The organism is Photobacterium sp. CCB-ST2H9 (genome assembly GCF_023151555.2).
Taxonomy (GTDB): domain Bacteria; phylum Pseudomonadota; class Gammaproteobacteria; order Enterobacterales; family Vibrionaceae; genus Photobacterium.
This window is the reverse complement of record NZ_CP100425.1, coordinates 1914981-1931008: the sequence shown is the minus strand read 5'-3', so window position 1 is coordinate 1931008 and position 16028 is coordinate 1914981. Positions and strand designations below refer to the sequence as shown.

Sequence of the window (16028 nt, the reverse complement as noted above, 5' to 3'; positions counted from 1 at the left end):
GTTTTCAATCAGGTTTGTATCTGGCTTATGCATAGGTAGTGCCAGTTTGTCAGTCAGGCAGTGTCTTCTGAGAAGAGTCATGAATGTTCTCAGCGTGAGGACATTTCGCTTCGCAAAATGCAACGGACGAATCGCCGGATGCAGTCTCCTGTTGAGGATGTGGTTGAGGCTGTCGTCGTGGTTCCGGGCTGGATTGCGACGCCTGGGTTTTCACATAGTTTCCGACCGCAATCACCAGTGCCGCCAGAATATAGATTGGCCAGGTAAACCCCTGGGTCAGAAAGGTGCCGGACACAACAGTGCCCAGCAACCCGGCAAGGACAGCCTGCGCCGTTGTATAGACGGCAGGATCGTAGTGGGTGAGATTCGTTTCAATCCGGCCGAGAGTGACAAAAGCGGTGCGGATCAGGCAAATAATCATGGTGACAAAAACCGTGAGACCCAGGAATCCGGTTTCAGCCAGTACACCGAACCAGGTGCTGTGAACCGCATGGTTCAGGCCGTCCCAGTGCGGACTGTAGAAAAAGTAATTGGCATAGAAATTATCCAGCCCGACGCCGGTAAATGGATGCGCAACCGCCATTTTTGTGGCTGCTTCCCAGGCATACAAACGGCCCATGGCAGAGGCATCGATGCCTTCTTCTGCGGCACCGCCTGAAGCCCGGTCTGAAATACCGGCGGCCAGAAAGAGCAACGCAGCTGCCAGTGCGCCAAGTGAGAAGAACAGGGTTTTGGACTTCATCCGGCGGTAGCCGAATAATCCGAAGACGGTCAGGATCCCCAGCAGACCGCCACGGCTTTGGGTGGCAAGCACTGCGCTGAACAGAATAGGAGTCGATAACAATCCGATGAGACGGCTGTACAGCGGCATGGATTTGGTCAGCAGCAGTGCGACCGCGAATGAGGTCGGGAACATCAGGACCAGTGCCAGATCATTGGGATCGCCCAGCATCGAACCGATTGCACGCCCGATGGTGACACGGGTGCCTTCTACCAGCCCGATCCCGTTGGCTTTGTTGTGTAGAGCGACAAGGCCGACCACCATGCCTGAAAACGCAATCACGTTGGAGGACAGGGCAAAATCCTTTGCGGCCCGGGACAACCAGGCGATCGCAAAGACCATGATCAGGATTTTCCAGTAAGTGGCTTTGAAGTAAGTCAGCGCAATACCGCGGTTTTCAGCCATGATGACACCAATCAGAACCAGAATGGCGAAGGTGGTCAGCACGGTCAGATCCCGGTGCCAGTAAGCGCGATACCGCTGTGAGATCCCAATATGCCAGCACAGTGCTCCCAGAGAAGCCAGCGACAGCAGCAGCGGGATTTTCAGCGAATAAAGCTGCGGGAAGACTTCATGGATGCGGAAAAAAGAAAAAACCACAAACAGCAGTACCATGAGGAAGGGGCGGGTCAGCACAAATAAAATCGCAAATGGTATCAGGCCAAATACCGGCAGCAGCAGGGGATGCGGAATCAGCCGCCAGATTGCGCCGAAGACGACACAAAGTGCCAGCCCGAGCAGGCACTGATTTCTGGATGACCTGAGACGCGCATCGGTCATCGTGACAGAACCCTGTGCCGGATGAAATCCGGTAGAAGCTGCAGGTGGTGAAAACACCAGGCCAGCATGAGGGTGGCGACACCGGCAACCAGAATCTGGGTTATCGCGTTCCAGGAAATCACACTCAGGCTCATGACGATGGCGGTCAGGGCAGCGCCTGCCGCCAGGGCTTTCCGGCGAAAAGGGAGGGGATGCCGGGCCTGACTTAAACGCCAGATCAGCAGGACACGTATGAACTGGGCGGCAAGCAGCGCAGCCAGAATTCCCCAGACAGACCAGGCTGGTGTGAGCAGAATCATCAGGCAGACACCGACGACGGCACTCAGCCCCTGAATCATCATCAGCGAGCGGGTGCTTTTGGTCGCCAAAGCGCCGAGATTCAGTAACTCGCAGATTTCACGCAGTGCGGCGATGAGGATGAGGACAAACGCATAGAGGCTGGCCTGTGCATAGCTGGCCGGCATGAGCCAGTGAATGAATACAGGGGCGACAAGATTGACGCTGACGGTTATCAGTCCGAGCAGAGCAAGGCCGTGGGTAGTCATCCGGGCGGCCTGATACCGGCCATTTTCGCCAAACAGTATCCCGAAACGCTTGGGCATCCACCACATCCCAAAGGGCTGCATCATCAGCACCACGGCGAGCGCAAATTTGCTGGCGACGGCATACTGAGCCACATCCTGCAGGCTGGCGAAATGGGCCAGCACCCACCGGTCGAATCCGTTCAGAGTAAATGCCAGTAAGCCGCTGCCCATGATCGGCCAGGAATAGCTGAGAATCTCGCGTCCTTTGACCCGCTGGATGCGGATGCCGGTGTCCCGGTACTGGATGATGAGCAGGAGCACGGCCTGCGTCATGGCGACCATAAACCCGGCTTCAAGAATGCCGGTCACCCCCTTACCGGCATGGAGCATCAGAAGAATCAAGCCCGCGTGACTGATGGCTCTGCCTGTGGTCAGCAAGAAGAACGTCCAGACTTTATCTCGCATTCTCAGCCATGCCAGCGGGACAGCGATGCAGCTTTCGAAGGCCAGCACGGTGAACATCAGACTTAACTCGTAACGGGAAAATAAGGCCGGGCTGAGATCACCAATCAGCGCAGCGGCTGTCCAGACGAAAGGCAAGGTCAGGATTGCAATGCAGAGGGTGATCCCCATGACTTGACTGGCATGGAATTTCTGCGCCTGTTCATTTTGCGCGGCACCGGCGAAGCGGTACAGCGCTTCGCTTAACCCCATTCCCAGAATAATGCTGGCGAACATCGCAATACTGGTCAGCACTTCCAGCCGACCGAATTCATCCGGCGGCAACTGATGGGTGATAAATGGCAGCATAAACAGGGAAACGCCTTTCATCAGCACAATGCTGATGCCATACAACACCATGTATTGCATGGCTTTGGGAACCGGGAGTTTAACCATGTCTGGCACCTCCGATGCGGGCTTTCACGCGCTGGATAAACGGCAGCCTGACGGATACGTCGGCTGCAGGCGGAGAGCAGAGTTCGGTGATGACATCGACCACAGGCTGATAGCATGTTTCCGCCCGGTAATTTTCGGCCAGCTGGCGTGCTCTGGTTCCAATGCGCTGAACTGATTTCATATCCCGGCTCAGCCATAAAATGGTGCTGGCCAGGGCATCGTGGTCACCAGGCGGGTACTTGATGCAGTGGACGCCGTCCATTAACACTGAATCCCAGTAAGCGCCGTCGGCCGGGATCACCACACAATGTCCCGCAGCCATGGCTTCCAGAACGGAAAGACCAAAGGGTTCCCTGACACTGGTTGAGATAAACAGGTTACAGCGGGCCCGGATGGCATCGAAGTTGACCGGATTTTCATGCCAGTAAATCCGGGCAATCGGCTGCCCGGCTTCAGAAACGGGCAGCTGGGTTTGTCTGGGTCTGAGATAGCAGATCTCTGAATCCGGACGGTGCTCAACCGGCAGCGACTCAAGGGCCAGCAGTAGCCGGTCCAGCCCTTTCCATTTCAGCAAAGAAGCTGCCCATAGCAAACGGGGCTGTTCATACTGGCATGCACCAGGCCACTGGTCGGGGCAAAGCCCGTTGATGAAAGACTGAAATCTGGCTTTGACGGGAGTAAATCTGTAGCCTGCCTTGCGAAGCGCCGCAGTCATACTGTCCTGACAACTGTCGAGAAAGCAGACTTTGTCGGCCGTGGCCAGGCTTCGTCCGAGCATACGGGAATGTCCGACGGGCCCATGAACAAGTTGCAGCAACGGCCAGCCGGTCAGTTTTTTCAGCAGGAAAAGAGAAAAATCGACTCCGGGGCCGGACGCCCCGAGTAAGAGTGCTGGCCGGCCATGTTTCAGGCAGGCTTTCAATCCCGTTGCTGCAGTCAGCAGGTGACGAATCAGATAGCCGAGTCCGTGATTACCTTCAGGGAGCCACTGGGGGCGCCACAGCGGGAGATGTTCACAGTCTGGCAGGGGCCAGCTCTCCGGGTCATTGGTCAGGACCCGGATATGAAATTGTCCGGCGGGCAGCTGTTTTAACAGAGAAACGGTCGCATTTTTGCTGCCCCCGCCAAAGGCGATGGGATCGATGATGAAGAGGGTGTTACTTTTCGCCATGGCAGGGTTCCTCTAACCAGCGCTGCGCCTGAAACCGGGTCAGTCTGTTTGGCCGAAAGCTCAGGATGCCCCGGTACATTGCGTGCAGGTGCCAGTCTTTATGCAGGCGCGGGATGCTGTCCGCGTCGCTGGCGATGGCGTGATAGAGTGTTTCAAACGACTGACAGTATTTCTCAATGGTCAGGTTGTTACGGATGAAGTCTCGTCCGGAGGCGCCTAACCGTTGCCGTAAGTCCGGCTCGGTCAGCAGGGTTTCGATTTTGGCGAGCAAATCGACTTCATTGTTTGTGGCGGCGAGAAGCCCGGTGACCTGATCTTTAATCACGCTGCCGACACCGCCAATCTGATTGACGACCACGGGCAGTCCGGCCAGACTTGCTTCCGCCAGTGCCAGACCAAAAGATTCGGAGTGTGCACTGGAGATATAGATATCCATGCCGCCTTTCATCCAGGCAATGGCATCGGCCTGCTGACCTGCAAAATGAACGCGATCACGGATATTCAGTTTCTCCGCCATTGCTTCAAATGTTGGTTGATCCCGCCCGTTTCCGAGTAGCACTAAATGAACCGGATACCCTTTTGCAATCAGTCTGTGGGTAACATTCAGTAAGTGATCAATGCCTTTTTCCATCAGCATGGCCCCGGCATAGCCCAGGACAATGGCATCATCGGGAATGCCCATGGTGTTTCGGAAAGAGAATGCTTCCACTGCGTCCAAAGCCTCGATATCAATGCCGTTGGGAATGATTTGGCACTTCTCCGGGGCAAATCCTTCCTGCATAAAAGGAGAAAGCACATAGTCGCTGACGCCGACCAGCAAAGGGGCCTGATAGAGCCCCAGTGTCAGGCGATCCCGAAGTGAATAGTGGGCATGCAGGTGAACAAGCATCGGCGTCCGGCACCATCTCGCGGCCCAGTGCATCCACTGGCACGGGGCACCGCTGTTGCAGTGAACCACATCGGCCCGGTAAGCATGAATCAGGCGCTGACCGGCGCGAACCAGCTGCCACCAACCGAACAGCCGGAGTTTGGGTTTTTCCCAGCCAAGCAACAGCGAAAAGGGGGTGGCATGGCAGGCGACGCCCATGGCTCTGGCCGCCATGGCCAGCTCCTGGCTGTTACACCACAGCACCGGCGTAAAGGCTTTTCTGTCCAGATGTGCGAACAGATTCAGCAAACACCGTTCACTTCCCCGGATACCATCGTCGCCATAGTGAACAAATAAAATGGTTTTGGCAGTGGTTGATTCTCTGTTCATCAGTGCCTCCGAACCGATGTCGATCGGTGTTCGTGTGTTTCGGTGTGTCTTCGTGCGAATAGGCTGAGCAATTCAGACGCCGCGCAGCACATTCGGGTTGCGCCCTCAGGCCAGCTTTGCCGGTGTCAGATTCACAACAAGCGAATATTGTGCCAGCAGTGCGGGCAGAACCGCTTCGGCTGAAAAATTCTTCCGGACGGAACGAATCGCTTGCTGACGCATGTTCATGCGTTGTTCGGCGGGGAGGGCAAACCAGTGTTTCAGCCAGTGATACAGGTGTTCGGGCTCATCCGGGGATATCAGCCAGCCGTTGTGGTCATGGATGATCGCGCGGCTCATAGCGCCCACCTCTGTTGCAATGACAGGGATGCCGAATGAGAGTGCTTCCAGCGCGGCCATTGGCAGCCCTTCGTGCCGGGAAGGCATGATGAGCAGGCCAATGTTCGGCCAGATGTCAGTCATGTCCTGCTGCATGCCGTGAAAGTGCAGATTCGCCGGGCTGTCTTGTTCTAATGCTGTTCTGAGCGGGCCGTCGCCGTAGCAGTCAAACTGAAGTGCCGGACATTGGCGGGCTAGTTCGGCAAAGCGATCCGGGCCTTTTTCATGACTGAGACGGCCAACGAAAGCAATTTGATGTCCTTGAGAAGCCGTCTGGCTCAGATGATTGGTGAAGTTATCCAGTACGACCGATGGCCGGGAAAGGCGGCTGGCAATGCTGTGACTGACGGCAAAAGTAGCGTTGGCGAGACAGGCCGTAGCTCTGTCGGCCATATCATAGAGCGCCAGCCTGCCGCGGCAGGTTTCTCCGGCATGATAGGTCGACACAACCGGGCAGGACAAAAAGGGTTTGAGCAGACGGCACAGGATCCCGGCTTTATACCCGTGGGTATGCACCAGTAAAGGACGCATCTGTCTGGCAAGGCGGAGCAGGGAACGAAGTTTACCGTCCAGCACAAACACGGGGACGGGCTGGGTCCGGGGCGCAGCCTGGGCCGACAGTCTGGCGATCAGCGGGTGAGTCTGGCCGTAATCCTGCCACAGGATGACCTGCACATCATAACGGCTGGTCTTTAATGCGGTCGCCAGCTCCTGAATATGAGTTTCAATCCCGCCCAGGGTCCGGCTGTCAGCAATCAGCCAGATCGGGCGGCTCGCTGGTCTCGCAGTGAAGGTGTTCTTGCTCATGTGAGTTCCCGCAGACAAAAAGAGAATACGGAAACCCGGCAAATTTGATGCCACCCTATCAGGCTACATATAGGCAGGCTGCCTATAGGGAGGCGGCATATGGGCAGACCGGACACGCATGCTTTCGTGCAATGTCAGGCCTTGTACTCACCTGAGTTGCATTCTGCAACTCAAAGTGCGTCTTCATCCGGCAGATCAACTGCCTGTTTTCAGGACAATATTATGGATATCCAAGGCTTTCAGTTGCAGGAATGACTTTTCCGCGACCGTCAGCAGTTGCTCACCCAGTTCAATCGCATGCGCTTTGCAATTTTGAATACACAAATGTTCAATGCGTCTGGCCAGCATCGACAGCCGGATATTGCCGTAACTGCCGGCGCTGCTGGCGAGCGCGTGGGTTTCAAACTGCAGCTGATCCGGGTTGTTGTCCTCAATGGCTTTGCGGATAGTGGCGATTCGGTTTTGGCTGTCTTCAAGATACAGTTCGACCAGCATGTCGGTATCTTCGAAGGAGGTGTCCTCGATCAATTGATGGATGGTTGTCGGATCAACCAGCGGATACAGCGATAAAGGAATTTCGTCTTTATTCGCACAGAAGGTTTCTGCTTCATCAATGGACTGACACGGTACAGTGCACCGCTTTTCGTTGCTGTCGGAAACAGGTTTGACCCACTTGCTCAGGCAGTCCAGTAATTGTGCTTTGTGAATGGGCTTGCTCAGGTAGTCGGTCATCCCGGCGGACAGGAAACGTTCTCTGTCCCCTGTCAGGGTATGAGCGGTCAAAGCAATGATCGGCAGTGACTGGTTCTCCGGCGACAGGGCTCGGATCCGCTGTGTTGCTTCCATGCCGTCCATACCGGGCATCGAGATGTCCATAAAAATCAGGTCGTAGTGGCGTTGCTGAACAGCAAGAATCGCCTGCTCGCCGCTGGTGACCATATCGGTTTCGATACCCGCGGTTTTCAGCATATGGCCAATCACCAGACGGTTTGCCGCGTTGTCCTCGGTGACCAGAATCTTCATCCCGGCCCGGAGAATCGGCAGTTGTTTCTGGCTCAGTGGATGCGTCGCATCTTGCGATGCAATTGCCAACGGAATGGAAAAGTAGAAATCACTCCCGGTCTGAAGGGTACTGGAAAGACCCAATTCACCTCCCATCAGCTGTATCAGGCGTTTGCAAATTGCCAGCCCCAGCCCGGTGCCTTCCGTGGCCCGTGTATAACCCTGATCAGACATGGTAAATTCGTCAAACAGGCTTTCCTGTGCCTCTGGAGCAATACCAATCCCGCTGTCGATCACATGGCAGTTCAACTGCCAGCCTGCTTTCGTGTTGAGAGCGGTTTTCGTGAGCGACACTTCGACGCGAATCCCGCCCTGCGGTGTGAATTTGATGGCGTTATGGATCAGATTCAGCAGAATCTGACGGATACGGCCTGCATCCCCCTGAGCGAAGTTGTTGGCTTCCGGGGGCAAGGTTAATGACAGGGTCAGATGATGCTTCTCTGCCAGCGGCGTCATCAGTTCAATGACCTGGTGAAAAACCTGCTGAATATGAAAAGGCTCATGGTTCAGCACCAGATTGTTGGCCTCCATTTTGGAGAAATCCAGAATGTCATTGATGATCGCAACCAGGTGTTTACCGGATTCATGTGCCGTTTGAACCAGGCTTTTCTGATGCGCGGAGAGGGTTTCCCCCTGCAGGATATCCAGGATACCCAGCACACCATTCATGGGGGTGCGTATTTCATGGCTCATGGAAGCCAGAAAACGGCTTTTGGCCTCATTGGCTTTTTCTGCTTCCCGGCGAGCGCGTTGCAGTGTGGCCTCGTGTGCCTTTTGTTCTGAAATATCAATGAAGTGGCAAACGTAGAGTACGGCGTGTTCGTCGGGGAACACCGGGGAGGCACTGAAATAAATAGGGAGTGCTTCACCGCGGATGGGTTGTAATACCAGCTCGCCAGACCATTTCCCGCCCTGATGAATGGTTTGCCACATTGCCTGATGCACGGACACGAGGCTGCTGAGGCTGGGCAATGGTGAACAGGATGCCGGATCATAACCGGTCAGCTGCTGAAATGTCGGGTTGTAGCGAAGAATTTGACCAGACTCATCCGCAAAAAAGATGGCTTCCTGAGCGTCAAAGGCCTGAGCCGCCAGCAGCTGTTCTTTTTCGGCGACTTTCCGGGCTGTAATATCCCGGATGTACGATACAAACAGGTAGTCCCCGTCAACTTCAACCGGAGAGACGGCCAGTTCAACCGGAAATGTATACCCGTTTTTATGCAGGGCAAGGGTCTCGATGCGTTGTCCGAGCACCGGCCCTTCACCGGTTCTGATGAAATGCGCCATGCCTTGACGGTGCTGCGAACGCAGGTGTTGCGGGATCAGGTATTTCGCCATGTCCTGATGCAGAATTTCATGCTTCTGCCAGCCGAAGATGTGTTCGGCATTGGTATTGTAATCAACGATGTAGCCGGACTGATTGATCGTAATGATGGCATCCAGAGATGCGGTCAGAATGGCTTGCTGGATCTTTTCGTGACGATGCAGCTCATGCAGGGTCCGGCTTTTGTCCGCCAGCAAATCCTGGATTTCCTGCTGATTTTTCGCCAGCGTCAGTGACATGGTGTTAAATGAGCGGACGACTGCCCCCAGCTCATTGTTGGTGTGGCTGGGCAGTGTCATTCCCGGACCGTTGTGCGTGATTTCATCAACCGCCATTTTGAGCCGGCTTAACTGCCGGGTGAGGGCCGTCCCCAGAACAAAGGAACAGACGGCGACCAGAATGACCTCCAGTCCCGCAATGGACGTAAACATCTTCCCGGCGTCGGTGAGCAGGGTTTCCAGCTTGGAGGTTGAAAAACCAATTTCAATGCTGCCGTAGACGGTTCCGGCTTCAACGATCGGATAGTGGATGTCATAAATGCCGTCATCGACGTCGCTGATCCCCTGGTCTTTGCCTGTGTGCGGTGAGGTCGCAGGCACGTTACCTCCTTCAGCCAGCACTTGAACCTGATTACAGATCCGGACGTATTTGATGTCTGAAATCGCCATGATCTCGTCAACCAGACTGTTTAATGTTGCCAGGTCGTAAGACAGCACCGCATCTTTGGTGGCCCGGGCAAACAGCGTTGTGGCTGCCTGTGCGCGTTGTTCCAGTTGGGACTGGTTTGACTGACTGAGATAGGTCAGTGCGTTGCTGACTAAGAGCACCAGTACAAGCACTTCAATGAAGGCAATGCCCAGAATGGTTTTCAGACGAATACTCATCATGGCCTCCTTCAGTGCATTAAATTTTGTAATAGATCGATTTGCAGGGCGCGAATATCATCCCAGGTGCTGTCTTCGGCAGCCTCAAACCCCGAAATCGCTAATTCAGCCAGGGCTTTCCTGCCGTCTTCCTTTGCTGCGAGGGTGATCAGGGCCTGCTGAATACTGGTGGCGGTTTGACTGTCGATTCCCGGATGAACAGCGATGGCATGTGAGGTATATCCCCGGGTTGTCCAGATGGGGGTCAGCTGGTTTCGCAGCGCCGGGTCAATGCTGTTGAACGTGCGCATCACACCGCCACCGGCAGGAAAGATGCCCTGAGCCACCGCCAGATAGACGGAGTCGTGGGACGACACGTACTTTGGCGTGAACCGGACATGGGCGGCGGACAGATCGGTGCGGGTTAAAATGCTGGCAGCAAATGCGGCCGGAGAGGGAAATGCCAGTGTCTGCTGATCCAGCTGAGACAGGGCGGTGATCCCGCTGTCTTTCCGGACCACAATAATGCCTTTGATTTGCTTATTGGCTGCCTTGGCGATGGCCCGGTAACCCGGCTCCTGATGGAACACGACATAATGATACGGGTTCATGTAGGCAATATCGTATTCCCCGTTTTTTAAACGTTTTTCGAAGGTGGGGATATCAGGTGCGGTGGCAAAGTGAATGGTATGGCCGCTCAGTTCGGACACCTGCGTGAGGATAGGTGTCCAGACACGGGCGAGTTTACTGGCGGCTTGCTGAGGCACGATCCCAAAAATAATCTCTCTGGCATGCGCCGGCATGGCAGCCAGAATGGCAAGGAACAGGGCAATCAGAATTCTCATCTTGACTCCTTAGAGCTTGCTTGCGCTCTTGCATCTGAAGAAATTGACTCATTGGCAATCCCGTTCAATCAGAAGCAGCAGGGCATCATCGTTCGGCTTTCCCTCAGTGCAGTCATCAAAGACTTGCATGACCTGCTCAATGGCTTCCTCGAGCGGTTGGGAAAGTGTCTTCCTGAGTGCATCAAGCATTTTTCGTTCCAGTTCCTGCCGGCCATCCGGCGTCATTGCAGATTCAAACAGCCCGTCGCTGATCACCGCCAGACGTTGTCCGGGTTCCAGCAGCTGAGTGACGGCGGGGTAATGCGGGTCTTCCAGCAGCCCGGGCAAAATACCGCTGATGTCGACTGCCTCAATGCGCTGCTTTGTGATGAGCAGAGGCGGTGGATGCCCGGCAGAGGCCAGAACGACCTGTCCGTCCGGATGCAGACAAAGTGCGCTGCAGGTCAGGGTCACCTGAGACAAGAAATGATCGGTGCGTGCGCCCATAGACAGACGCCGCAGCACTTCATCCGGCGGGCAGTCAACCTCTGCGAGATTCAGCAACATTCCCCGCAGATAACCGGCGTAGGCATAAGAGAAAAATTTGGCGGTATCGTTGTGGCCCATGATGTCTGTAACCGCGATAAAAAAGCCGTTCTCGCACGGCTGAGCCATCACAAAATCACCGCCGCCGATCCCTGTATTTCGCTGCCTGACAGCAAGCCGCCAGCCCGGACAACCCGCAGGAAGCTGCGGCGATAAGGCACTGGCAATCTGCCGGTTCACCTGACCGGTCAGATGCCGGTAAACCTGTCTGGAACGTTCAAGTACGCGGTGCACCGTTTGCAACAGCAGTTGCTTGCTGACGGGTTTGGTCAGGTAGTCATCAATGCCCATAGTGGCAGCCTGCTGAAAGATTTCACTGGCATTGGCTGTTGTCAGAAAAATGAAGGGAACGGCAGCGCCGGGAGACAGTGAGTTCAGCTGTTCACGGAACTCCAGACCGTTCATACCGGGCATCTGAATATCTGACAGCACTAAATCAATGTGCTGATGATCGATCGTCGCAAGTGCCTGCTGGCCGTTGTCGGCGGTCAGAACATGAAAGTCGTCTGAGAGATAGGTTTGATAAAGGCGCCGTTGTGACGGCTCGTCATCGACAATAAAAATGGTTGGCTTGTCATCTTGCTGGCAATGCGGCCAGGTGGCCGTCAGGCAATTGAACGCACCGGTATTCGTGCCAGCGGCCTGATAGGTGAGTTCATCACTGAGCGATCTCAGCAGCGCGATTCCGCGGCCGGATTCGGCATCCAGCGCCAGAGCATCCAGCATCAGCGTATCCAGGGTCAGGGCGTCCGGCGCGGCCGGGTTTAACAGAGTCGGATCCCAGCTCCCGCCATCGTCCTCAAGCGTCAGCAGCCAGTTCTGAGAGGACATGCTGAATCTGACTTTCAGTATCCGGGCCGACGGGGAACTGTGCTGGACAATATTGGTTGCAGCTTCGGCAAAACACAGAGCGATTTGATTGGCGGTCTGACTGTCGGCTTTACTCAGGCTCAGTGCCTGCTGAAGCAGTCGCCGGATTTTCGTGACACTGGCGAGCGTGGCGGGTTGTTCGATGTCCAGTAAAACAGTTTTTATGTTCATATCCATGTTCTTATCCGTGTCCATATCCAGGTCCATTGCATGTTCGCACCTGTCCGGCGGCTGACTTGTCATCCATGTTACAGCTCTATGGAGAGTAGTTTGTTTTCAGACACTTTTTTACGTAATGCTGTGACCAACCGGCGGCAGCATTGCGGCAGTCGGCCGAGTTCACGCTGTATTTCAGAACGGAGTGCCGGATTACATTGATCGTTGATAATCGTGCCGGTCAGTCGGGCACCGGCGAAGCGCAAAGACTGGGCGCAGGACTCTGCCAGACTTTCGGTTGTTTTGCCTGCCATCACGACCATCAGGCAGCCATCGCAGGCGGCTGCAATGCTTTCCGGTGGAATACAGTCGTGGTTTGTCTGTGAGATCGGGGATGTATCAAAGATGATGAGGTCATAAGTCGCCTGCCATTCTTTGATCCACGTTGAGATGGCGTGGGGGCGTCGCAGCATCATTCTGTCGGCTCTGCCTGAAGGGGCAATGATGCCGTTGAGAATTACAGGTGCAGCATCAATACAAACCGTGCAGGGAGTGCCAAATTCAGGTTCTGCAGTGGTTTCGGGGTGAAGCTGAACCGGCAGCAGGGTGGGATGGTTCAGATTGAGATCGACCAGCAGTGTATTGCGGCCTGAAAGCAAATGCCGCTGGGCGAGTGCCAGAGCCAGAGAGGTGACACCTTCCTCAGCATTGACAGAGGTAATTGCCACACTTTTCAGTTCCTCCTGAACAATGTGACGATAGATCTGCTCAATCTGGGGCGAGTCGGGAGAAAAAATAGTCATAGTAAGCCCACCAGTGCGGCTGTGGCGGCCAGCTGGAACAAATCGTTCATGCCGCGCCGAAAGGCTTCCATCGTGCTCTCACTGCGATCCGGAATATAGACGGTATCCCCGGCACGAATCACAGGCAGCAGGCTGAAATTACCAGTCCGGCCAAACTCGGTGAGGTCAAACGTTCTGGCCTGATCCCGGCAACAGGACAGATTGACCACGGTAATTTTTTCGACATAGGCGTTGTTACTCGGTCCGCCAGCCTGTGCGAGTAAATCGAGTAGAGTCATGTTGTCATCAAAGCGGTACCGTCCCGGTTTATTGACCGCACCCAGCACCCGGATGGTGGATTCTTTGCTTTCTTCCAGCCAGTTGCGGTCTTTTTCCGGAATGTAGATGGCATCCCCCGTGGTGACTTTAGGCAACAGATTTTCATCGCCGGTTTCGAAATATAACGCGAGATTCAGTTTGGTCACTCTGGCGTAATCGCCGTTGCGGTGGGTAATCCGGATATTGTGGATATCCGCTTTGGAGGTCGGGCCATCAGCTGCCGACAGAATATCGAGAAAGTGCATGCGGTTTGTAAACCGATACCGACCGGGTGCACCGACCTGCCCGAACACATAGATAGACAATTCAGAACTCTGTCGGACCCATTGCGATTTGTTGTCGGTCGGATCCTGCGGTAGATCATGCACCCGGACGGTTGTCCCCGCACGGACCGGCGGTAAATCACTGCTGCGGGAACCGTTTTTCAGGTATTGGTCCAGATTGAACACATAGGTCCGGTTCACACCGGCAGCATTCGGGGTCATCACTTCAATTCTGGCTGTATCTGCCCGTGACGTCGGGCCGCCGACATGGGCCAGCAAATCAAGCAGATTCATTTCACTGGACCATTCAATCCGTCCGGGGCGCACGACTTCCCCCATGATTCTGACCGCGCGCTGCGGCGACACTTTCAGCCATGACTTTTCGTTCATGTCGGTTTTTTCGGGAATGAAAATCGCGTCCCCCGGGGAAACCTGCGGGAGCGCTCTGCGGGTTGTGCCTTCTGTGAAACCTGACAAGTCGAAGGACTTTATGTCTCCTTGTGCCGTGATAATGCGGATCTGGCGGGATTCAGCAAAGCGGGTCGGGCCACCGGCATTGGCGAGAATATCCATAAAGGATGTGCCCTGTTTGGTCTCGTAAGCGCCGGGCTTGGCGACTTCACCCATGATATAAATGGTGTTCGCACCGCGCTTCACTTCTTCTTCCTGGCGGGGAACAAAGACGGTCGCACCCGGCTCGATTGGCGGTAACAGCGTGTCCTGACCGGTATCCAGATACTGCTTCAGATTGAAGATGACGGGCTCATTGTTTGAAATGACCCGGATTTGCTCGACACCGGCGTAACGGGTGACGCCACCGGCCCGCATCAGCAGGTCGACCAGATTCGCCGTGTCTTTGTGAGAAAAGCTGCCGGGGTGATTGACCTCACCAAACACTTTAACGGCACCTCTGTCGCTGGCGGCATCCCCGGCATCTGCCAGATTCTGGGGGTCAAAATCCTGCTCGATATTCCCGATCATGGGCGAGGCCGGAACGAAAATGACATCCAGAGATTGCAGAACAGGCAGTAAAGACTGATCGCCGGAGTCGAGAAAGGCTTTGTAGTTAAATGTGCGGGTCTGGCCGGCGCGCTTGATCTGCATGACATTCAGCTGCGCCCCCGGCCGCATTCCACCGGCTGCAACAATCGCGGCCTGTACCGACGCGCTGGCAGGTAAGGTGTATTCGCCGGGTGTGTTGACATAGCCCTGGATGCTGATCAGTAACTGTCGTTTGCTGACATAAACGCTGAGATTATCCAGATCGCGAATCACACTCTCCAGTTTGTCGCGAATGAAAGCGGTCACGGAAGCTTCGGTCTGTCCGGCGACTTTCACAGGGCCGATTTCCGGTAACTGAATCTGGCCCTGACGGTCAATCTGAAAGGTCCGGTTCAGAGACTGCTCCCCCGGCAGGCTGATGGTCAGCTGGTCACCATGCTGAATGGAATACGCGGATGCGGTTGCAGACATCACAATGACCAGAACCACCGAGAGGAATAGACGTAAGCCTGACATTATGGTGACTCCTTACCTTGCATGGGGCGGGTGATCTCGACGAGCTCGATGCTGACTCGGCGGTTCGTCAGACGAACCTCCGGGCCGTGGCCGTCAAATAAAGGGTCTTCACTGCCGACGGAAGCGATAGTGATCCGGGCTGAAGGAAGCCCGAAAATCTCGAGGTATCTCTGAACCTGCTTTGCCCGGTTCAGTGCGAGCCGCTGATTGAATTCAGGCGTGCCGACCCGGTCGGCATGGCCGGTAATGTGCAGGCGGTAAGTGGGGATGTCCCGCAGCAGAATGGCGGCCTCTGCAAGGTGTCCCATGTACTTGGGGTTCACTTCCGGTGAGTTGAACGCAAACTGATTGTCGCTGTTGAGCAACTGGTACAGCTTGCTGGCGAGCGCCGCCGGTGCCTGCATATTCGCCGTCTGAGGATGACATGCCCCTTTGTTTTTCACATCATCAAGCTGGTTTTCCAGTCTTTTCAGCAGATTGCGCTGAACGATTAAATCGTTGGCCGCATCGTAACTCAGCCCGCCTTCAAGCTCTCTGGTAATGCGCTGCTGATTTTGTTTTGCCTGTACGACGGTTGCCGGAAAGCACTGCTCAGCGCCTTCCAGCACCAGAATGTCCAGATGCTGGCTGACCATGTCCAGTTCAAACCGCAGACCATGCTCGGGCTCCAGCGGCTTATCGGGCATTACTGGCGCCAGAGTGACCGGATAATGTTCTGCCATGCCCCCGTTTCCTTTTTCCGGCCAGACCGAGCAGCCGTTCAGCAGAAACAGGGGGAAGATGAGCAGCAAAGCGATGCTGCATGTGCTGTCCGTACGCATGGGC

Annotated in this window: 11 protein-coding genes; all 11 read right to left on the bottom strand. The window is 55.2% G+C overall.

Annotated elements, in window-relative coordinates:
• Positions 1 to 49 precede the first annotated feature (49 nt).
• Entirely contained in the window at positions 50 to 1561 is a 1512-nt protein-coding gene (locus tag L4174_RS08950; RefSeq protein WP_248140429.1) for an O-antigen ligase, read from the bottom strand.
• Positions 1558 to 2982 (bottom strand): lipopolysaccharide biosynthesis protein, encoded by a 1425-nt coding sequence (locus L4174_RS08945; protein WP_248140428.1) that lies wholly within the window; start codon positions 2980 to 2982, stop codon positions 1558 to 1560. The genes L4174_RS08950 and L4174_RS08945 overlap by 4 nt, the downstream gene beginning before the upstream one ends.
• Complete coding sequence (locus tag L4174_RS08940; RefSeq protein WP_248140427.1) at positions 2975 to 4153, bottom strand: glycosyltransferase family 4 protein; 1179 nt, start codon at positions 4151 to 4153, stop codon at positions 2975 to 2977. Before L4174_RS08940 ends, L4174_RS08945 begins: the two co-directional genes overlap by 8 nt.
• Positions 4140 to 5411 carry a glycosyltransferase gene (locus tag L4174_RS08935; RefSeq protein WP_248140426.1) on the bottom strand — a complete coding sequence of 424 codons (1272 nt, stop codon included), beginning with the start codon at positions 5409 to 5411 and terminating at the stop codon, positions 4140 to 4142. Before L4174_RS08935 ends, L4174_RS08940 begins: the two co-directional genes overlap by 14 nt.
• 105 nt (positions 5412 to 5516) lie before the next feature.
• Positions 5517 to 6596 carry a glycosyltransferase family 4 protein gene (locus L4174_RS08930; protein ID WP_248140425.1) on the bottom strand — a complete coding sequence of 360 codons (1080 nt, stop codon included), beginning with the start codon at positions 6594 to 6596 and terminating at the stop codon, positions 5517 to 5519.
• A 195-nt stretch (positions 6597 to 6791) separates the two neighbouring features.
• Entirely contained in the window at positions 6792 to 9869 is a 3078-nt protein-coding gene (locus tag L4174_RS08925) for a PAS domain S-box protein (protein WP_248140424.1), read from the bottom strand.
• A gap of 8 nt (positions 9870 to 9877) precedes the next feature.
• Positions 9878 to 10690 (bottom strand): phosphate/phosphite/phosphonate ABC transporter substrate-binding protein, encoded by an 813-nt coding sequence (locus L4174_RS08920; RefSeq protein WP_248140423.1) that lies wholly within the window; start codon positions 10688 to 10690, stop codon positions 9878 to 9880.
• Positions 10691 to 10738: 48 nt separating this feature from the next.
• Entirely contained in the window at positions 10739 to 12322 is a 1584-nt protein-coding gene (locus L4174_RS08915) for a SpoIIE family protein phosphatase (RefSeq protein WP_248140422.1), read from the bottom strand.
• Positions 12323 to 12393: 71 nt separating this feature from the next.
• Positions 12394 to 13104, bottom strand: coding sequence for a protein SypD (locus L4174_RS08910; protein WP_248140421.1), 711 nt, complete (start codon positions 13102 to 13104; stop codon positions 12394 to 12396).
• On the bottom strand, positions 13101 to 15203 hold the full coding sequence (locus L4174_RS08905) for an SLBB domain-containing protein (protein WP_248140420.1): 2103 nt from the start codon (positions 15201 to 15203) through the stop codon (positions 13101 to 13103). The genes L4174_RS08910 and L4174_RS08905 overlap by 4 nt, the downstream gene beginning before the upstream one ends.
• Positions 15203 to 16024, bottom strand: a complete 822-nt coding sequence (locus L4174_RS08900; protein WP_248140419.1) for an OmpA family protein — start codon at positions 16022 to 16024, stop codon at positions 15203 to 15205. Before L4174_RS08900 ends, L4174_RS08905 begins: the two co-directional genes overlap by 1 nt.
• Positions 16025 to 16028 lie beyond the last annotated feature (4 nt).

Bases quoted from the DNA above. Each gene is read 5' to 3' on its own strand.
- L4174_RS08935 (WP_248140426.1), bottom strand. From the start codon at position 5,411: ATGAACAGAGAATCAACCACTGCCAAAACCATTTTATTTGTTCACTAT.
- L4174_RS08930 (WP_248140425.1), bottom strand. From the start codon at position 6,596: ATGAGCAAGAACACCTTCACTGCGAGACCAGCGAGCCGCCCGATCTGG.
- L4174_RS08950 (WP_248140429.1), bottom strand. From the start codon at position 1,561: ATGACCGATGCGCGTCTCAGGTCATCCAGAAATCAGTGCCTGCTCGGG.
- L4174_RS08915 (WP_248140422.1), bottom strand. From the start codon at position 12,322: ATGGATATGAACATAAAAACTGTTTTACTGGACATCGAACAACCCGCC.
- L4174_RS08910 (WP_248140421.1), bottom strand. From the start codon at position 13,104: ATGACTATTTTTTCTCCCGACTCGCCCCAGATTGAGCAGATCTATCGT.
- L4174_RS08900 (WP_248140419.1), bottom strand. From the start codon at position 16,024: ATGCGTACGGACAGCACATGCAGCATCGCTTTGCTGCTCATCTTCCCC.
- L4174_RS08940 (WP_248140427.1), bottom strand. From the start codon at position 4,153: ATGGCGAAAAGTAACACCCTCTTCATCATCGATCCCATCGCCTTTGGC.
- L4174_RS08920 (WP_248140423.1), bottom strand. From the start codon at position 10,690: ATGAGAATTCTGATTGCCCTGTTCCTTGCCATTCTGGCTGCCATGCCG.
- L4174_RS08945 (WP_248140428.1), bottom strand. From the start codon at position 2,982: ATGGTTAAACTCCCGGTTCCCAAAGCCATGCAATACATGGTGTTGTAT.
- L4174_RS08905 (WP_248140420.1), bottom strand. From the start codon at position 15,203: ATGTCAGGCTTACGTCTATTCCTCTCGGTGGTTCTGGTCATTGTGATG.
- L4174_RS08925 (WP_248140424.1), bottom strand. From the start codon at position 9,869: ATGATGAGTATTCGTCTGAAAACCATTCTGGGCATTGCCTTCATTGAA.